General features: G+C 37.6%; 13 protein-coding genes and 3 tRNA genes. 13 read left to right on the forward strand and 3 right to left on the reverse strand.

Annotated features, from left to right (window positions below; genetic code table 11):
- Together ABFC98_00045 and ABFC98_00050 are read right to left on the reverse strand one after the other, a co-directional pair.
- Positions 1-1,620: transketolase (locus tag ABFC98_00045; protein MEN6444423.1), on the reverse strand; the 1,620-nt coding region annotated here is incomplete at its 3' end.
- Positions 1,621-1,706: 86 nt separating this feature from the next.
- Positions 1,707-1,782, reverse strand: a tRNA-Ala gene (locus ABFC98_00050).
- A 578-nt stretch (positions 1,783-2,360) separates the two neighbouring features.
- Here ABFC98_00050 and ABFC98_00055 point away from each other — a divergent pair.
- The 13 genes from ABFC98_00055 to ABFC98_00115 all read left to right on the forward strand — a co-directional run bounded on the left by ABFC98_00055 (position 2,361) and on the right by ABFC98_00115 (position 17,412).
- Positions 2,361-2,438: transfer RNA gene (locus ABFC98_00055), tRNA-Pro, on the forward strand.
- A gap of 19 nt (positions 2,439-2,457) precedes the next feature.
- A tRNA-Val gene (locus tag ABFC98_00060) sits at positions 2,458-2,533 on the forward strand.
- A 48-nt stretch (positions 2,534-2,581) separates the two neighbouring features.
- Positions 2,582-3,553, forward strand: coding sequence for an NAD-dependent epimerase/dehydratase family protein (locus tag ABFC98_00065; protein MEN6444424.1), 972 nt, complete (start codon positions 2,582-2,584; stop codon positions 3,551-3,553).
- A gap of 44 nt (positions 3,554-3,597) precedes the next feature.
- Positions 3,598-5,211 carry a hypothetical protein gene (locus ABFC98_00070; protein MEN6444425.1) on the forward strand — a complete coding sequence of 538 codons (1,614 nt, stop codon included), beginning with the start codon at positions 3,598-3,600 and terminating at the stop codon, positions 5,209-5,211.
- Positions 5,212-5,467: 256 nt separating this feature from the next.
- Positions 5,468-6,268, forward strand: a complete 801-nt coding sequence (locus tag ABFC98_00075; GenBank protein MEN6444426.1) for a TatD family hydrolase — start codon at positions 5,468-5,470, stop codon at positions 6,266-6,268.
- A 51-nt stretch (positions 6,269-6,319) separates the two neighbouring features.
- On the forward strand, positions 6,320-7,525 hold the full coding sequence (locus ABFC98_00080; GenBank protein ID MEN6444427.1) for a hypothetical protein: 1,206 nt from the start codon (positions 6,320-6,322) through the stop codon (positions 7,523-7,525).
- Positions 7,522-9,075, forward strand: a complete 1,554-nt coding sequence (locus ABFC98_00085) for a DHH family phosphoesterase (GenBank protein MEN6444428.1) — start codon at positions 7,522-7,524, stop codon at positions 9,073-9,075. Before ABFC98_00080 ends, ABFC98_00085 begins: the two co-directional genes overlap by 4 nt.
- Before the next feature lie 21 nt (positions 9,076-9,096).
- Positions 9,097-9,684, forward strand: a complete 588-nt coding sequence (locus ABFC98_00090) for a phosphatidate cytidylyltransferase (GenBank protein MEN6444429.1) — start codon at positions 9,097-9,099, stop codon at positions 9,682-9,684.
- A gap of 13 nt (positions 9,685-9,697) precedes the next feature.
- Entirely contained in the window at positions 9,698-10,678 is a 981-nt protein-coding gene (locus ABFC98_00095) for a glycosyltransferase family 2 protein (protein ID MEN6444430.1), read from the forward strand.
- A complete protein-coding gene (locus ABFC98_00100) occupies positions 10,675-11,898 on the forward strand; it encodes an FtsX-like permease family protein (GenBank protein ID MEN6444431.1) in 1,224 nt (407 codons plus the stop codon). Before ABFC98_00095 ends, ABFC98_00100 begins: the two co-directional genes overlap by 4 nt.
- 51 nt (positions 11,899-11,949) lie before the next feature.
- Positions 11,950-12,621 carry an ABC transporter ATP-binding protein gene (locus ABFC98_00105; GenBank protein ID MEN6444432.1) on the forward strand — a complete coding sequence of 224 codons (672 nt, stop codon included), beginning with the start codon at positions 11,950-11,952 and terminating at the stop codon, positions 12,619-12,621.
- A 13-nt stretch (positions 12,622-12,634) separates the two neighbouring features.
- Positions 12,635-16,699 carry a hypothetical protein gene (locus ABFC98_00110; GenBank protein MEN6444433.1) on the forward strand — a complete coding sequence of 1,355 codons (4,065 nt, stop codon included), beginning with the start codon at positions 12,635-12,637 and terminating at the stop codon, positions 16,697-16,699.
- Positions 16,700-16,917: 218 nt separating this feature from the next.
- Positions 16,918-17,412, forward strand: coding sequence for a hypothetical protein (locus ABFC98_00115; GenBank protein MEN6444434.1), 495 nt, complete (start codon positions 16,918-16,920; stop codon positions 17,410-17,412).
- A gap of 81 nt (positions 17,413-17,493) precedes the next feature.
- Here the strand turns inward: ABFC98_00115 and ABFC98_00120 are convergent.
- Positions 17,494-18,255, reverse strand: a 762-nt coding sequence (locus ABFC98_00120; GenBank protein MEN6444435.1) for a hypothetical protein, incomplete at its 5' end; no start/stop codon positions are given.

The raw sequence follows: 18,255 nt of genomic DNA on the forward strand, positions 1-18,255 counted from the left end.
TTCCAAAAATATACCTTCTTCACGCAGAGTGTCAACTGCCTTTATCGCTTTGGCGACAGAGGTTCCACAAACCCACATACTGCCATCATTTCCATCTCTTAGCACATCTGCCGTGCCATACATAAAATTATAATCCAAATCGTAATAAAGGGTTCCATCCAATTTTTTCAGCACGGGAATTTTGGATCGCCCCATCGTTACCAAATAATTACCTGGCTTATTGAATAGCCAACGGATAATTCTATCGGTTTGATTCGCATCGGCAGGGCAGATAAGTTTGAAGCCAAACAGATTTCTTGTCAGAGAGATATAATCAATGCACTGATGTGTTTTGCCATCTGTTCCCACATCAATGCCTGTATGAGTAACTATTGTTTTCAGATTAGTTTGATTGATGTCATTTAAACGCTGATTATTATAGACCTCGTCAATACCAAATACCCCAAAATCACTCCAAAATGTCTGAATTCCACTTATGGAAAGAGCTCCTCCCATCACGCAAGTATGTTGTTCCATAATTCCGCACTGGAAAAATCGCTCCGGATTCTGTAAAGCATAATCACTGGTTTTAACGCTGGTGGCTAAATCACAATCTAAAACCACAAACGGAGTATTGGCGTCCACATTTATTTTTGCCAAATCGGCAATTGCTTTTCCCCAAGCGCTTCTACAATCGCTATCTGTTTCATAGCGAATTGGCTTTCCCGCTTTAAAATCGGGGTGAAAATCCAATTTTGCCGGCGTGTTATTTTCTGGTTTAAATTCCGAACGCAGTTTGCTATATTTTTTCAGCTCATTTTCCACTCCCAATTCCTGCAAGGCATTTTCCAGCTGTTTTTCGTCGAGAGCGGAACCGTGATATTTAGCATTATTTTCCATAAAAGAAACACCTTTTCCCATCACGGTATGCGCTAAGAGCATAATTGGTTGTTCACAACTGCGTGCTTCCTCCAATTTAGCCAAAATCTGAGAAATGTTATGGCCGTCAACTTCCAAAACTTTCCAGCCATCCGATTCCCAATTCAAACGAATGTTTTGAGGCATCACATTTTGAATGGAACCGCTTATCTGCAATTGATTATAGTCAATAATGGCAATAATATTATTCAGACCATATTTTACGGCAAAGCGTCTTGCTTCGCTAATTTGACCTTTTTGTTGTTCTCCGTCGCCCATAAAAACATAAACATTATAAGGTATTTTATTAATTCGAGAGGCAAGAGCGAAGCCAGTTCCGGCAGATAAGCCCTGTCCCAAATTACCACTACTCCATTCGATTCCGGGAACCCGTCTTTCAATATGCCCTTCAAAAATACTTCCCAGCAAACGATATTGAGCGATTGCCTCCTCCAGAGGAAAATATCCCATCAATCCCAAAGAACTATAAACGGCGGGAGAAATATGTCCATTACTAACTATAACTCTATCTCTATCTGGCATTTGAGGTAGGGAAGGATTATGTTTTATTGTGTTATAAACACACAAAAGCAAATCTATAGAGGACATTGAGCCCCCTGGATGGCCTGCACCGGCAAGAGTGGTCATTGTTAATATGGCTTTTCTTGCTTCTTTTGCTTGAACTGTAATTCTATTAATCAATTCTTTATCATCGGATTTCATTTATTGTTCCTTTCTTAAAATTTCCCAAACCAAAAAAGTATATCCCCTTCACCAACTTCTCTTTTGATGAAGGGGACTTAAAAAAATGGTGGAGCATAGCGGGATCGAACCGCTGACCTCATGACTGCCAGTCATGCGCTCTCCCAGCTGAGCTAATGCCCCAAATAAAAATTCACAATCTTAAAGAGCATTACTTCACAGAGGCGGATTTCTGTCAAGCAGAAAATTTGCTCAATTTGTGCCTGGAAAGAAAATTGGAATGGCCAAGACGCACTTTGGCACTTAATTTTCTCCCCTCCCACAATCTTAGTTTTGTTAACTTGTTCGTAACCAAGAGAATGCTTTAATGCCTCAGTAACGCTTCCGTAACACTGCTGTTGTTTCGTTACGGAATTGTTACTGATTTGTAACGGTAACATAAGAAGATGATGCTTTCAACCTAACAGGGAAATTTCGCTGTGGTGTGTGCAGCATTAAATGACGCAGAAAGCACTATTTTGGAGCAATTAAACAATAAATGAGGGATAAATTATCCTCCCAAGTTCCCTCTTCCAAACTATTTTTCGGTTTTATATCCTGGCAAAAAAGCTCCAATATGCACTTTGTTTTGGGCTAAAATATCCTTTCATTCACTTACTAACCGTTACCTTTGCAACATTGTGCTGGAAATGATGCTAAAAGGGTAAAAAGCGAAAGTTATTGACAAAATATACCCTATCTAAGTTTTGGAATTTATCAAACGGGGTGTAGCGCAGCCCGGTTAGCGCACCTGCTTTGGGAGCAGGGAGTCGGAGGTTCAAATCCTCTCACCCCGACCAGCGTAAGATATTCATAAATGGGCGCTTAGCTCAGATGGGAGAGCACATGCTTTACACGCATGTGGTAGGGGGTTCGAGTCCCTTATCGCCCACCATTTTCTGTTAGCAAAATTAAATAGGAAGAATGTAACAAGCGGTGATGTATGAAGATAGCAATCACAGGTGCCAATGGATTCGTAGGCAGCAATTTGGTAAAACACTTTCTTTCTACCGGTTTTGAAGTTAAAGCCCTGATTCGTGCAAGTGCATCTTCAGCTTTCATTCCCCCTCAAGCTCAAATCGAAAGGGTGGATTATAATAATCCTATTTCGCTTAGCACAGCTCTTAGAGGTATAGATATTATAATTCATAATGCGGGAAAAACCAAGGCATTAAATTCGGAACAAATGTTTAAAGCCAATGTGGGAATAACGGAAAAAATAGTGTCAGTAATGAACAATCTCCCTGAACAACAGCAACTTATCTATCTTAGTTCCCAGGCAGCAACCCTTCCTTGCCAAAATAATGTTCCCCTAAAAGAAGATGAACCTTGTGCTCCTATAACCTGTTATGGAAAAAGCAAACTTGCCGCTGAACAGATGATCCAAAAACAATGTAAGAAAAATTACACCATCATTCGTCCTTGTTCAATTTACGGTTGTGGAGATAAGGATTTCTTGCAGCTCTTTAAAATGGTTTCCTGGGGATTTGGTTTTAAAATTGGACGCAAAGATAAACTGCTCAATATGATCTATGTATCCGAATTGGCACAGTTTGTAGAACTTTGTGTTAATAACCCTGCTGCCTATTCTCAGATTTTTTTTGCCACTGATGGACATATTTACCGTCAAAGTGAAATTGTAAAAGCAATAGCCAAAGCCCTGAATAAAAATCCTGTTGTAATAACCATTCCAGAATTTTTAGCGCTTCCGGTTTTTTATGCAGGTGATTTATATGGCCGAATTTTCCATAAAGAAGTAGTAATCAATCGGGAGAAAATGAAAGAAATTATGGCGGATGCCTGGCTGGCAGATATTGGAAAAGCAAGAGAGATTCTCCATTGGAATCCTATTGCCAATTTAGAAGAACACTTAAAGGAGACCGCAAAGTGTTATCGCGCTTTGGGTTGGCTATAATTTTAGTTTTTTTGTCAGTTCCCTTTTCGGCACAAGAAATTGGGATGGAAAAGTCAGAGGTGGAAGATACTTTACAGACCATAACCGAAAAAGCGTCCCAAACCGAAATCGAAAATTGGCTTAAAACTAACCGAAGAGGCATTGATGATACGGTTTTCAGTTCAGCCCCTCTTAACATAGAAAAAGGAGATTTGTATAAAAACGGTTTTTTTTATGTAGGTCGTTCCAACCTTAATATGCCGGAAAGAAATGGTTTTGAAACATTCTCAAGTATTTTGTCACCTTCATTGTATTACGGATATTTTAATTCTCTTTATCCAGCAAAAGAATTTAATCGCACGGTAAACTTCCAAAATAGAAACTATCCTTTTGCACCGGTGCTGACTACTGTTCAGGCAGGTTTGGGAGATTATGATCATCATTATGTGCATCTAAATTTGGCAAAAAATGAACTGTTATCCTTTACGGATCTGGAATATCAGGGCGAAATACTTGCCCAAAATGGTTTTTGGACTGATATTACATCCACTGAGACCTCTATGAGACACTATCTTTCTCATCAAGGAAATTTACTAAATTGGGAAATGGAATATGCTAATTTCCGTAAAAAAGTAGCTATGTATGAACTTCTTCCTATCTATTGGCAATCAACCAATTTTCCAATTGACTATAAGTTACAACAATTTTATGCCTCTTGCGGCTTGCCCTGGATATATATAAAACTGCTGAATGAATCCGAAAATGCCAATGCTACTGAATTTTATACAAAATATAAACGCAGTTCTACCCGTTTGCAATTAAATTTGAAGCAAGAAATCGCCTTCTTACAATACAAAGTAAAATATGAACATAATTGGCAGAAAGACGATTTTCCGTTTATTGGATACTACGATGCGGAAAAATATGCCGATAAAATTGCAACTTGTCTGGAAATTGATAGCCCCGTTAATCTGGATCTTACAGCTGACTTTTTGGATTGGAAACGCTTTAGGTTATTTTCAGAAGTATCATACAGAATACGAAATTGGGAAATGAGCATAGCTTATAAACAATTGGCAGGAACTGATCCTTCCCCTCAAAAAGTGAAGGATATCTATAATGTTAATCAGGAATTGGATTTGATAGATATTTCCAATCGCCAACAAACATCCGTTCAATTCTGCTATAACTTTATGAATATCAAACCTATGCTTGACATAGGCATAAAAAACATCACCCAAAAAGCAGATTCTACTTGGCTGAATGTTGATAAACAACAACCCTTTCTTCGCTTGGCAATGGAGGCAAATTATACTTGGAAGAATTGGTTAATAACAGTAAGTCCAGAATGGATAGTTAGCAAATATTATCAGACATTGACCGAAAATCCCGAATACCGCTTTCAAAGCGTTCAACAAATTAAACATCTCTTCCCCTATGATAATGCCGTTTTCGCTGGTTGCAGTATTTATGGTCATTCCGAATACTATACTGCAAATGCCGCAAACCCATATTTGATAGAAAGTTCAACTATTTTAGACGCTTGGGCGGGCATTGATATAGGAAAATTATTTGAACTGCGGGCTGGTGTTAAAAATGCACTATCGTCCTCAATATATGGCGCTTATCCTGTTCCGGCGTCAGTTTTCGTAGATGTTTTGTGGTTGTATTTAAACTGAGGTCGAGGGGTCGAGAGGTGGAAAAGAGAGATAATGTTTCGTTGGCATCAGAAAATTCATATGCTTGCTCCTGTTAACTAAAGCGGAATTCCGTAACTTTAAAAAAAACTGACTGCTAAATGTTACATTACCTTATACCGTTTTTTCTTGGTTATCTATGCAAGCTGTAAGAGTTCCTGCATAGAACCTGCTTGACAAAAATATGCCGATAATTTTATCTTGAACTTATCTTTAATAAGGGTTAAGTAAATAAAAAATGAGATTATTGGAAACACACGCTCATCTTGATCATCCCGATTTTGACGAAGATCGGGAAAATATCATCAGCAAGTGTTTTAACAGCGGAATTGAATATATCATCAATGTCGCTTTCAATAAAGAAACGGCATTCAGTTCTTTAGACCTGGCAAAAAAACACTTGCACATCTTTTCTACCGTTGGTTTTCACCCTCATGATGCGGTTGATTTTGATGCCGAAGTAGTGAAAAAACTGGCAAGAGAAAAAAAAGTGCTGGCGATCGGAGAAATCGGGTTGGATTTTTTCCGTAATTTATCTCCCTTTACAGTTCAAAGAGAGGTATTTGCCAATCAGGCACATCTTGCCGTAGAATATGATTTGCCTGTTATCGTGCATAACAGAGATGCTCATCAAGAATGTTATAACATCCTAAAAAACAATCAAGTTAAGGACGCGGTATTTCATTGTTTTACTGGTGATATTGTATTTGCTCAACAGGTCTTGGATGCCGGTTGGATGATTTCATTCACGGGTAATATTACTTATTCCAATTCCAATCTGGATGATGTTATTCGAATAATTCCTTTGGATAGATTTATGGTGGAAACCGATAGTCCTTACTTGCCTCCCCATCCACATAGAGGAGAAAGAAATTCTCCCCTTTTTCTGCCTTTGGTCGTAGAAAAAATAGCGCAAGTGAAAGAAATGAGTCCAAATGAAGTAGCAGAAATAGCTTTTAACAATGCTTACAAATTTTTCCGAATTCCACCCGATCCGGTGAAATCTTCACACCATAAAGCAAAACACAAGAAATTATAAGTAATGCACTAAAATCCATAATGTTATGACTATAAAGTTAAAGGATATATAATGAAAAAGGCAGCTACTATTATCTGCGGGTTAATCTTATGTATATCTCTTAAAGGGGGAAATTCCATTTTTTCTTTTTATGGTTTCCCCGTTCAGAATTATGGAAGAGATATTTACAGTATGGGAATGGGCGATACAGGAGCCAGTGATGTTTTTCGGATAAATACAGGATATGCCAATCCGGCAATGTTTAACAGGGATAAATATACATTGTTTTCCACTGGAATGGTTTTGGGATATACTCAATACAAGTCAGATTATGATAATGTAATGCATAAATACAGAGATGATTCTTTGGATTTTCCCTATTTTAATGTCAGCGTTCCCATTGGTAGAAATCGGGTGGGGGTCCAATTTAATTCTTACGCTTCCGGTTTAGTAACCAATTATCGATATCTTCCTGATAATTCAATCGAGTCACAAACCAGCGATAAATATCTTTACAAAGCCGATCTGATCTATAGTTATGCTTTTTCAGAAGTAAATCTGGGAATTAGTGCTAACTATTATTTCGGGCATGATAAACGCTATTTTTCGCAGACAGGGAATTATGCAAATTTTGACACCCGAGAATCATTATTGATGGATTTTAAGAATCCCAGCTTTACTGTAGGCGCAATTAAATTATTTGATAATTATAGCGTCGGTGCTCATATTTGTGCACCCGTAACTTTAAAAGGAGAACTTATCCGTAGCTGCATTCATAATACAGAAACAACAACGGATTATGAATATAAGCTTCCGGAACAGTATTGCATAAGCACGACCGTTAAACCCTATGAACAATTAAAATTGGCAACTGATGTCAGTTACGAACGCTGGAGCAATATTTCTGATAACTATCGGGACTGCTATAAAATAGGTCTGGGAATCGCTTATGAACCGAATCTGGAAACTCATAAGAAAATCTTTATGCGCTTGCCAATGCGCGCAGGTTATGCTATGCGACAATTGGCTTTTAAGGACAAAAACGGTAAAGATATTGATGAAATGATGGTTAGCTGTGGTTTAACCCTTCCTTTGAAGAACAATGTTGATAGAATAGATTTGGGATTTCAGTATATAAAACGCGGAGATTTGGCTGACAATAATTTAACGGATAATTCATATATGCTGATGATTGGTTTCACTGGTTTTGATTTTATCAACAAAGCGCCTGATAGAACTGCACCGCGCGATATCCCTGAAAAAGAGGAAGTGGAATGAAGCAAGTTGAAACCAATAGTAATTCAGATAATGAGATATTAAATCAGATACTTAAAACACGGCATTTAACTTTTTCAGATTTAGAAACGGACTTATCTTTTCTGCCCGATGAAGCTCTTCTCGCCAATATAGAAAAAGTGGAAAAACGGCTGCGCGATGCCTTATACAGCAATGAGCCAATTGTTATTTTTGGCCATGATGATCCCGATGGTGTAACCAGCACTTATATCTTATATAATTTTCTTAATTCCTGCGGTTATCAAAAGCATTGTTATTACATTCCGAATCGCAATCTTGAACCTCATGGAATTCAGAACGGTTTTATAGAATTTGTACGCAAAGGCAATTATAAACTTATTATCACGGTAGATAACGGAATAACTTCTAAAGAAGGTGTTTTACAGCTGAATGATTTGGGCTGTGATGTTATAATAACCGATCATCATATTGTGCAACAAGAAGTTTTGCCTCCTGCCTGGTCTATAATCAATCCTCAACTTCCGGAATGTCAATATCCCTTTAAACAGCTTGCCGGAGTGGGCGTAGTTTTAATGTTAATTCGTTATTTGGGAAAAAAGTGGGAACATCCTGTTGAACCGGCAAGTTATTTTTGGGCTGCCGCTGGTTCTATTGCAGATAAAGTTCCAATGATAGGTCTGAATAGAATAATCGTCCGTTATGTTTTTGAACATTTCGAGGAAGTTCAAGACGAGACAATTGATTTTTTGTTACGCAATTATAATCGTATTAACACAATAAGCGATATCAATAATTTTTTACAATATACAGCGCACTTTTTGGCAAACGGCCGCGAAGAAAATGGCCAGCATCGTGCTTTAAGTTTTATGTTAGAAGTATCTGATGCGAAAGCGGCACTCTTTCAAGAACTGGAAAAGCAAAAAAATATATGGGATAGTGAAATCAGCCGTATTTTCAGTTTTTTGGATACCCTTTCCGATAATTTTATCGGGAACTGGTTTGTATATTATGATGATGATGATATTATTCCCTACTCTCTATTAGGAACGGCTGCCACCTACATATTGAACAAATTGAATATTCCCGTTCTAATGCTGAAGAGCCATAATGGTGATACTGTTTGCGAAGGAAGATGCAGTGAGAGTTTTAACATAATGGATGCTTTTACCCATTGTAAAAAGCACTTAAAACAATTTGGAGGACATCCCAAAGCTGCCGGTTTTACAATGAAACCAGAAAATTACGATGCTTTTTTAGATTGTTTTAATACTTACCTTCAAAAAAACTTCAATCCCTCTAAAATAGCCGATTTTAGCTATGATGCAGAGGTCTGCTTAAAAGATATCAACCGTGAAAATTGGCAGAAATTAGAAATTTTACTGCCTTGGGGACAGCTAAATCCTGAACCAACCCTTTTCATTCGTAAAATATCCAAAGTGGAGCTTATGAATTCCCTCACTTTGGATAGTGCAGGAAAAGAACTTCCGGATACTGGAAAAGAAGATATATTGGCTCTCTGGAAAGCCCCCAATTTAATAAAAGTTCTCTCCTGGCGGCAAGCTAATGAATAAAAGCACAGGAGGCATCAGCATTTGAGCCAGTTTGGTGAAACCCTTAGAAAATCCATTCATCTAAGCAGTTTAGTTATTCCGCTGGGTTACAGGTATTTGCTCTCTTTTAATCGGGCTTGGGGTTTCTCCATTTTATTGAATGCTTTTACGATTAGTTTAGTGATTGAGTTTTACCGTTTTTGGCAAAAGGACTTCCATCGAACATTTTATCGCATTTTTGGCATAATTTTAAGAAAACATGAGCTAAAAGATTTTACTGGTGCCACTTATATGATTTTTGCAGCAGTGCTTTGCATCGCTTTTTTCCCTCCGTTGATTGCCTCTTGTGCTATGGCATTTTTAACGCTGGGTGATACTTTTGCTGCTTTAATAGGAATAAAGTTTGGAAAACGAATGTATCTCAAGCAGGATAAAAGTTTGGAAGGTAGCTTGGCTTGTTTTGTCAGTTGTTCCATTTTCGGTATTTTTTGGCTGGCTAATCCTTTATTAGCTGTTTTTGGTGCTTTAGCGGCAACTTTGGCGGAATTGAGCAATATTCCAATAGACGATAATATTAAAATTCCGATCGTTTCAGCTTTGGTGATGACCTTGCTGAGTATCGTAATTTAAAGACAGGGCAGATATGAAATTATCCTTTATTATACCGGTTTTGAATGAGCAAGAATCACTGGTGGAACTATATACAGAGATATTGCAAAACATAAAAGAGTATGATTACGAAATAATCTTTGTGGATGACGGTTCTACTGATGCCAGTTTTACCATTATGGAACAACTGGCAGCTAACGATATAAAAGTAAAAGTTATTAGGTTCAGACGCAATTTCGGCAAAGCGACCGCCTTACAGTTTGGTTTCAATTATGCCTCCGGGGATATTATTTTTACACTGGATGCAGACCTGCAAGATAATCCGAAAGAAATTCCCAATTTCATAATCAAACTAAATGAGGGTTTCGATCTTGTATCGGGCTGGAAACGCAAACGACGCGATCCTATATATAAAACCTTGCCTTCTAAACTATTCAATTTTGTAACCGCAAAAACCTTTCATCTCAAGCTAAGAGATTATAATTGTGGATTTAAGGCATATCGTCACCCTTTGGAAAAAGAACTAATCCTGTATGGTGAAATGCATCGTTACATACCTGTCTTAGCTCATTCTTTGGGTTATAAAGTTGGTGAGATGATAGTAGCTCATCGTCCGCGTAAATACGGTAAAAGCAAATTTGGCAAAGAACGCTATCTGCGTGGTTTTTTTGATTTGTTAACGGTAAAAATGATTACGCAATACAGTAAGAGTCCTTTATATCTCTTCGGGCGCATAGGGATATTTTCTACTTTTCTGGGACTGATCATAAGTATCTATCTGGCAGTGTTGAAAATTTTTATGGGAATTCCTCTATCCAATCGGCCTCTTTTGTTTTTAGGTATTTTATTGATTCTGGGCGGATTACAATTTATCTCTATGGGTTTGATTTCGGAATTAATAGTGAACCGTTTTCGCCAAGGAAATCGCTTACCTGTTTCCATAGCGCAATATGTAAATATGGAGCAAAAAGAACCAGAACAAGCTAAACAATTAAATTCTGCTACAGGGCAATGAATAAACTGGAACTTTTCTTCCTAAGCCGCTATTTAAACTCCCCTAAGCGCAATCTTTTAAGATTCAGTTTTGTGTTTATGATTCTGGGAATTATTCTTTCAGTAGGAATCTTGAGTGCCGGTTTGAATTTGTTTGAAGGTTATGAGCACACTCTAAAAGAAGTTTTACTGGGAACTTTTCCCCATATAACACTAACAAATGATAATCAGAATTTGATACCTGTTTATAAAGCAGACGAATTGATCAAAAAAATAGAGAATAGAAAAGAAATTCAACAGGTTATGCCTCTCCTAAGTTATCCTGTTATGACTGCAGGTAAAGAAAAAGTGCGAGGGGCAACCTTGAATGCTTACGATTTTAAACCAGGCATCCCTTTTTCGCAAGCAAAATATATCCAAAAAGGCAAAAAAATACCTGCTGCGGGAGAAGTTATCGTGGGTAACTACTTGGCAAAAGAACTGGGAAAAGACATTGGCGATACTTTGAAAGTAGTTTTCACTCGTCTGGACAATATTTCCGCTTTAGGTATTTTTCCTTCCGAATACTTCTTGCCCATTGTTGGCATATACAGCAGTGGATTTTATGAAACAGATCGTTCTCTCGTCATTACCAATCTTTCAGATGCCGAAATGATGCTAAAAACTCAATCTGGTTTCAGTAAACTGGAAATTCGCTTAAACCCAGAATATATAGATAAAGCACCTGAAATTGCCCAAAATATCCAGACCTTGGTTGGCAGTAATTACTCAGTTTATCCGTGGCAGACCTTCAGCGCGGGTTTACTGCATTTGGTGACAATGGAAAAATGGCTGATCTTTATCATATTCTGTTTCTTGGTTTTAATTGCAGGTATTAATGTAATTTCTGCAGTTACTACCATCATCTTGGACAAAAAGAATGAAATAGCCGTCCTTAAAACCCTCGGTGCTAAAAAAAGCTCGATAAAAAAGGTTCTCAGTTTCCAAGTTGGGCTTTCCGCTTTACTGGCTATTGTGTTAGGACAACTCTTTGGCGCTTTCCTTTCTTTGCTTATAGAAAAACAAAACTTCTATCAACTGAAGGGAGATGTTTATTTTATAGACAGCTTGAATAGCACCATCTCATTCACCAATCAACTCATTATTTTTACCGTATCCGCGGCTTTAGTTATTATTTTTATTTACGCTCCCCTTAAGCAGATAGATAAATTGGACATTATAGAATTACTGCGCAACCCTTAATAATGATTATATTATGGTATGGTTACTAAGCTTAATTAAAAGGATTTATAAATGATTTGTTTAGCAGGTTATGACCTCTGCAAAAGTTATATAGATAGCAATCAAACTATCAATGTTCTGCGTAAAACCACGATTGAAATCCAAGAAGCGGAACTTGTATGTATTACAGGACAATCCGGCTCTGGAAAAAGCACTCTTCTACATCTTTTGGGTCTGTTGGATACTCCTGACACAGGCAAAATAATGATAAATGGCAGATTCATTGATGCAAGTATGTCTGAAGCCGCCACAATTCGTAATCTGGAACTGGGCTTTGTTTTCCAGTTTCATTACTTAGTAGAAGACCTTAATGCACAAGAAAATGTTGCCTTGCCGATGATTATTTCTGGAGTAAGTAGCTCTAAAGCAATAAAATATGCCTCAGAACTTTTGAAATCACTTGATTTGAAAGAGCGCATTACACACTATCCCAATCAATTAAGTGGTGGTGAACAACAACGCGTAGCACTTGCCAGAGCTTTGATAAATAACCCAAAAATCATTTTGGCAGATGAGCCAACCGGTAATCTGGATCCTGAACACAGCAATGAGGTTTGGAACCTTATGGTAAAATTGAATAAAGAGCGCGGTCAAACCTTCGTTATTGTCACCCACGATGTAAGTAATGCATCTAAGGCACAAGTGATTTATAATTTAGCGGAAGGAAAACTGGAAATAAGGTAAACAGCAAAACATTATGCCACGCTCTAAAAAATTTCTGATTTTTGTCTTGATTTTATTGGTGATAAACACAGGATTCTTTCTTGCCTGGTATGGCTTTGGTCTGCGTAACTATTTTAAAAACTTTTTAGCCGATTACTTAAGTAAATTGACGAAAGGCGACATATCCATCGGAGAATTGCATTTCAGTGACCGTCAGTTATTAACCAAAAGTGTATCTTATACTTCTGCCGATAGTAGCATAGCGATTGAGGTTGAACGCCTTAACATTCAATACAACTTAACTCGGTATTTGCTATCCGGTTTCAAGACCAGTAAACTAATTACGGACATAGAGATATATAAACCGGTTGTTCACTACAATTACCTTTATGAGCCAAAACCTCATAAACCGAAGAAAGCGTTTACTCTTCCTGATTTTACTAATTACTTTAAGCATTTGCAAATAAGCGAGGGATCAGCAGTAATTTCTGCTAAAATACCGGTTAAAATTATACAAGATGGCAAGTTAGCCATATCTGAGAGTTTCACGGGTATAAATCTGACCGCCAACAATAAATCCCATACCGATGTTAAGCTAAATGCCCTAAGCGCAAGAGGAGGGAAAATTTTTGCCACCGGTAAGTTGGATAAGGGATGCCTTGCTTCGATGGAAACAGAGATTGTAACTTTTCGTCCTCTTTACATTGCGCATCCTGACTTACAAAATGTGCAGACAGAAATTTCTCTAATTGCTTCTCTAAAACAGGACTCTTTACATTCTCCCCTAAAGTATAACGCAGAAGCTCAGATATGGGGCACAGAAACACTTTTTGCCCAAAAATATCCAGTTCTTGTCCCCTATTTATGGCTGAAAACTAATGGCAGTGATTTAAGCTTGTCTTTGTCCAAAAGTAATATCGGCAGCAGCACTATTTCAGGGGAAGTTAAGGTAAGTAACTTAAACCGAAATATTAATGTTAAGAGCGCAAATATCTTAGCCAACATTGATTTAGCTATGCTAAATAAAGATTTGCAGGGTATGGTTTCAGCCAAAGTAAATGGCAGTGGCACAATAGATAAACCAGAATTTGAAGTAAACATCGTATCCGAAAGTTCCAGCTATCAAAAATACGCTTTTAGTAATCTGAATTTGAACGGAATTTACCAAAATGACTATCTTGATTTTACCGTTCAGGAACTTGTATTTGACAATCAATTAGTGAATATTGCAGGGAAATTCAACCCCCTAAATATGATTTTAGATTCTCATATCGAGACCAAACCCATTTCTCCCCAAGTTGATACTTATCTGGCAACGGCTAATTTAGACATTTATGCTGAATTATGGGGTAAATATCCTTATGTGGATGCCACCATCAAACAAACGGACATTATTTACGACCCGCTAAACCTGAAAGGGATAAATGGAAAAGTAAAATTAATACCCGTCCCAGAAGAGAACAATATATATTTAGATGCTTACATATCAGGTGATAATGGATTCAATGTTAAAGTAACAGGTGATATTATTGATCGTAACCTATTATTAGATGCGGAATTTGATAGTTTAGACGCTGCAAAAATATATGCTCTACCCCAACTTATGGAACTAAATCCCAATTTGAATGGAGAAGTAAGAGCCGTAATTAACGGTGATAATATAACAATGCAGACCCTTTTAGGTCTCAAACTGGATAAGCCGGTGCCAGTCGTCACCAATTTGGATGCCTTAGGAACCTTCAATTATAAAACCAAAGATGCCAGTATATATTTAAGCGGTATGGACGGAACAGTGAATAATCAGCCCCTAAATTTTGAACTGGCTGCTATGCTGAAAGATAACCGACTCACCATACAAGGTTTGAAGATTAATGACTTGATCAATTTGAGCGGTGCCATTAACCTAAAGAATTACGAGGATATGAATTTTGCTCTTAATATCACCAATCTCAGTTATCTGGATATTATTCACTATTATCCTTATCTGGATGTAAATCTGCCCGAATTTTACGGTTTGAATGTTTTTGCTGAATACAATCGGGATAATATGCAACAGTTAAGAGCCAATGTTTTCTTGTCTTATATTGATCTTTTAGCCGTAACACCTTTTTCTTTGGAACTGGGAATGAACGGTCCGCTAAATAATATACTGGTTTTCAGCAAAATCAAGAATCCGCAGCAAAATATTCTGGATTTAACAGGTAAGATATCTCTTTTGCCAGAATTATCCGCTAATTTGAATGCCACCATTAAAGACCTCGCTTTTCAAGATGTTATCATCAATTCTCCTTTAACAGGAATTTTAGATGGCACCGCCGGAATTACTTGGAAAAAGAACAAGAGTGAAAAACCCGATTTGGAGCTAAGAGCGGATTTAACTTCGCAACATATTGTAATTGAAGATTATACGATAGATAAAGTGATAATCAAGGGAAGGCAAACCCCTCGCCAATTGGTTGTGGATAGTTTAATGGTTCAGTCACCAGGACTTTTACAACTTTCTGGCTCCGGAGCAATAAACTATAATATTCTTTACAATGAATTTTATGAGGGACCGGAAGAGCTGAATTTATCTGCTACTTGCGAATTGTTCAGCTGGTTGAAAAAATTGACGCCTTATATTGTGGATGCAGAAGGCAAAACAGCGTTAAGTGTTTCTCTCGGAACAAAAGATGATCAGTTTTTGGTCTCCAGCGGAAAACTAAACATAAGTAATGGATTTATCCAATTGCAAGATCAAACGGAGCCCTTATCCAAAATCAATATCAGAGGTGGTTTTGACAAAAACAGAGTCATTATTGAGTATGGTCAAGCCCAGATTGGAGAAGGAAAACTCATTTTTAACAACATCTTTGAAGCTGACAATAGTGAGCATTTTATCCTCGGATTTCTGGATTTGGGCGTTTTCAGAGCAATGTGTGAAGAGCCCGGTATTCTAATCAATATTCCAGAATATACAACCCCGCGCTCCTTAACCAAAGTCATTTTACGAGGACAAAACAGTCGTTATGCAACAATCAAAGGACCTTTTGATCAAATGAAAATTAGCGGCGAGGTTGTTGCTTCCAATACGGATGTTTTATACCCTCCGCATACGGAAAATTTACTTACTTTGGCTACTTCCGTGGGGAATAATAACAAAAAAGACAACGCTGAGCCCTCCCCTCTACCTTTCACTTTGGATGTAAAACTCGTTGTGGGAGAGAATGTTAAGTATGTTACCTACCCGGCAAATTTAAAAGTGGTTCCGGGCAGTTATTTACATCTAATTTACGATGGCGTCTCTTTTATTGCTCAGGAAGCATCTTTTTCTTCAGAACAGGGAACTGTAGATATTTTTGGAACCGTCTTTCAAGTGGATAATGCAAACCTCACTTTGGCGGATTCTCAAAACCTATTGGGTTTGGAAGGCATATTTTATAAACGAGCGCCGGATGGTTCTATGATAACGCTTTCTGCCATTACTTCCAAAGATCTCACCAAGAGTTTTATGGAGCGTTTGCAATTAAATTTAACCAGTGATAACCCCGAAGACAAAACCATCAGTCAAATTTTGGCTCGTTTGCGTTATACCGGCACAGAATCACCAGATCAAACCCAAGGAGAAATATGGCAAGATGAAGCATTAAATCTTCTTTCAGGAAATTTGGACGCTTCATTGTTTACTCCTTTCCTTTCCCCCATCGAAAATTATATGCGTCGCACTTTACGCTTGGATAGTTTTTCCATAAACGCTGGTTTCATTCAAAATCTTTATACTGAATATAGCAATAATCCCAAACAATTTGCCAATTATACAGATATGAATCAGCTCAGTTCCGACATTGCCAAATTTAGTTCTTCAATTTTGCTGAATAATCTTTCCGTTTCGATGAGCAAATACTTGGGCAGCAGTTTATTTTTAGATTATATGCTGGAATTACAAGAAGCGACAAATTTACAAAAACGCACCCGCATCCTTGTTTCCAATGAAGCGTCAATTCGTCTTATTCTCCCCAAAGATTATCGGTTATCTTATACCCTAAAATATGCCGCCCAAGAAAAAAAGACCAGCCACGAAATTATGCTGTCTCGTTCTTTCCGGTTTTGGGGTTTTTAATTGAGCGAAAAAAAAGTGTCTTTTCCCCTAAAGCATTTAGAGATAAACACATTTTTCTCCTCTTCGCAAAAAGCTTGAAAACTTTTTTTTATATCTCTTCTCTTCGTGTAAGTTAAGGAAGTTCCACCAAGCTATCTTGTCCTTTTTTAACAATTCCTTTGACAAAAAGTAGAACTTTAAATTTATTGCAAAAAATGATAATCACCCGGGAGGATAGAATGCCGGATAATGTTCAACGCGAAAAAGAATTGAAAGTAAAAAAGATGCCTTCTATGGCTGATTTCTCTACCAGGATTTCTTTGGTAGAACTAATTATGATCCTTATGCTGGTGGGCTTGGTTTTTGTGTTCTATTTTGGTTTACAACAGCTCCAAATAGATAAGGCAAACGAAGCGATCGCTCAGGAAAAATTTGAAAATATAGTTCCTACTTTCGAGAAGATCATTGCTGCTATGGAAAGTTATCGTAAAGCAGATGAATTTGGCGATTACCCCATCACTTTGGAAGAACTGAATCTGGGCGATATTAATAATAAGGATTTTAAGTTTGAATATTCTCCTGATGATAAAACTATAACGGCAATTTCTTTACCCGATTATGGAAAAGCTGACATTAAGATTATCTTCAATCTTTCCGATAGAAGCTATTCTGTTGATGATCCTTCTCCCGATAAAAAACCTACCGTTTTGGATGAATGGTTGCCTCAAGAATAGATTTAAATGTAAAAATAATAAGGTGAAGTGGATTTTGCCGTCCACCTCACCTTATTTTTTATTGGCAAAGAAAATATAGAACTATTCCAAAATCCCTTTCAGCAGCAACGGCACCATTATTTCATTATGACCTACAAAATAGTATCCCTTTCCCCCATTTTGCACAGGACGCTCTGCCACATTAACTTTTGCTCGATAGTGCACATTAAAATCAAAAACGGCAGTTGTAAAATCTTGAACTTCACCATAGATGTTTCGGGCAACCGTTAATGCTTTCAAAAAGACCTCAGGAATAATAACTGCCGAGCCCAAATTTAAAAACACTCCTCCCCCGTTCAGTTTAGAAACCATTTCCGCAAAAATTCTAAAATCACGCATCGAACAATCACCAATCGCTTTGCCATCGGCATAAGGACTTTGATGAATAATATCCGTCCCAATTGCCACTTGCACACAAACCGGGATTCCAAATTGGTAAGCAGAGGTAAGTAATGATAATTCTTTATTTTCTGCCTGATCTTGGAGAGCTTTACCAATTGCCTCCCCTAAACCCAAACCTTCTTCAAAGCCCATATTTATGGCTCCATTAATACCCTTTGCCGTCTCTTCCGCCATTCCAAATGAGCCATCTGATAAGGCAACGGAAACATCTTCAGAGGTATTGCCAAAGCAAGCAATTTCATAATCATGAATAGCAACGGAACCATTACAAACAAATCCGGATACAAAACCTGCTTCCATTGCTTCAATAAGCAAAGGAGCCAGACCGCATTTGATGATATGTCCCCCCAAACCTATAATAATCGGTTTATGATTTTTTTTCGCTTTTTGGCAAGCATCAAT

Origin of the sequence: Candidatus Cloacimonas sp. (genome assembly GCA_039680785.1) — a bacterium.
In the GTDB taxonomy this organism is placed as follows: Bacteria; Cloacimonadota; Cloacimonadia; order Cloacimonadales; family Cloacimonadaceae; genus Cloacimonas.

Coding starts and splice junctions, on each gene's coding strand:
- ABFC98_00065 (MEN6444424.1), top strand. CDS start 2,582: ATGAAGATAGCAATCACAGGTGCCAATGGATTCGTAGGCAGCAATTTG.
- ABFC98_00070 (MEN6444425.1), top strand. CDS start 3,598: ATGGAAAAGTCAGAGGTGGAAGATACTTTACAGACCATAACCGAAAAA.
- ABFC98_00075 (MEN6444426.1), top strand. CDS start 5,468: ATGAGATTATTGGAAACACACGCTCATCTTGATCATCCCGATTTTGAC.
- ABFC98_00080 (MEN6444427.1), top strand. CDS start 6,320: ATGAAAAAGGCAGCTACTATTATCTGCGGGTTAATCTTATGTATATCT.
- ABFC98_00085 (MEN6444428.1), top strand. CDS start 7,522: ATGAAGCAAGTTGAAACCAATAGTAATTCAGATAATGAGATATTAAAT.
- ABFC98_00095 (MEN6444430.1), top strand. CDS start 9,698: ATGAAATTATCCTTTATTATACCGGTTTTGAATGAGCAAGAATCACTG.
- ABFC98_00100 (MEN6444431.1), top strand. CDS start 10,675: ATGAATAAACTGGAACTTTTCTTCCTAAGCCGCTATTTAAACTCCCCT.
- ABFC98_00105 (MEN6444432.1), top strand. CDS start 11,950: ATGATTTGTTTAGCAGGTTATGACCTCTGCAAAAGTTATATAGATAGC.
- ABFC98_00110 (MEN6444433.1), top strand. CDS start 12,635: ATGCCACGCTCTAAAAAATTTCTGATTTTTGTCTTGATTTTATTGGTG.
- ABFC98_00115 (MEN6444434.1), top strand. CDS start 16,918: ATGCCGGATAATGTTCAACGCGAAAAAGAATTGAAAGTAAAAAAGATG.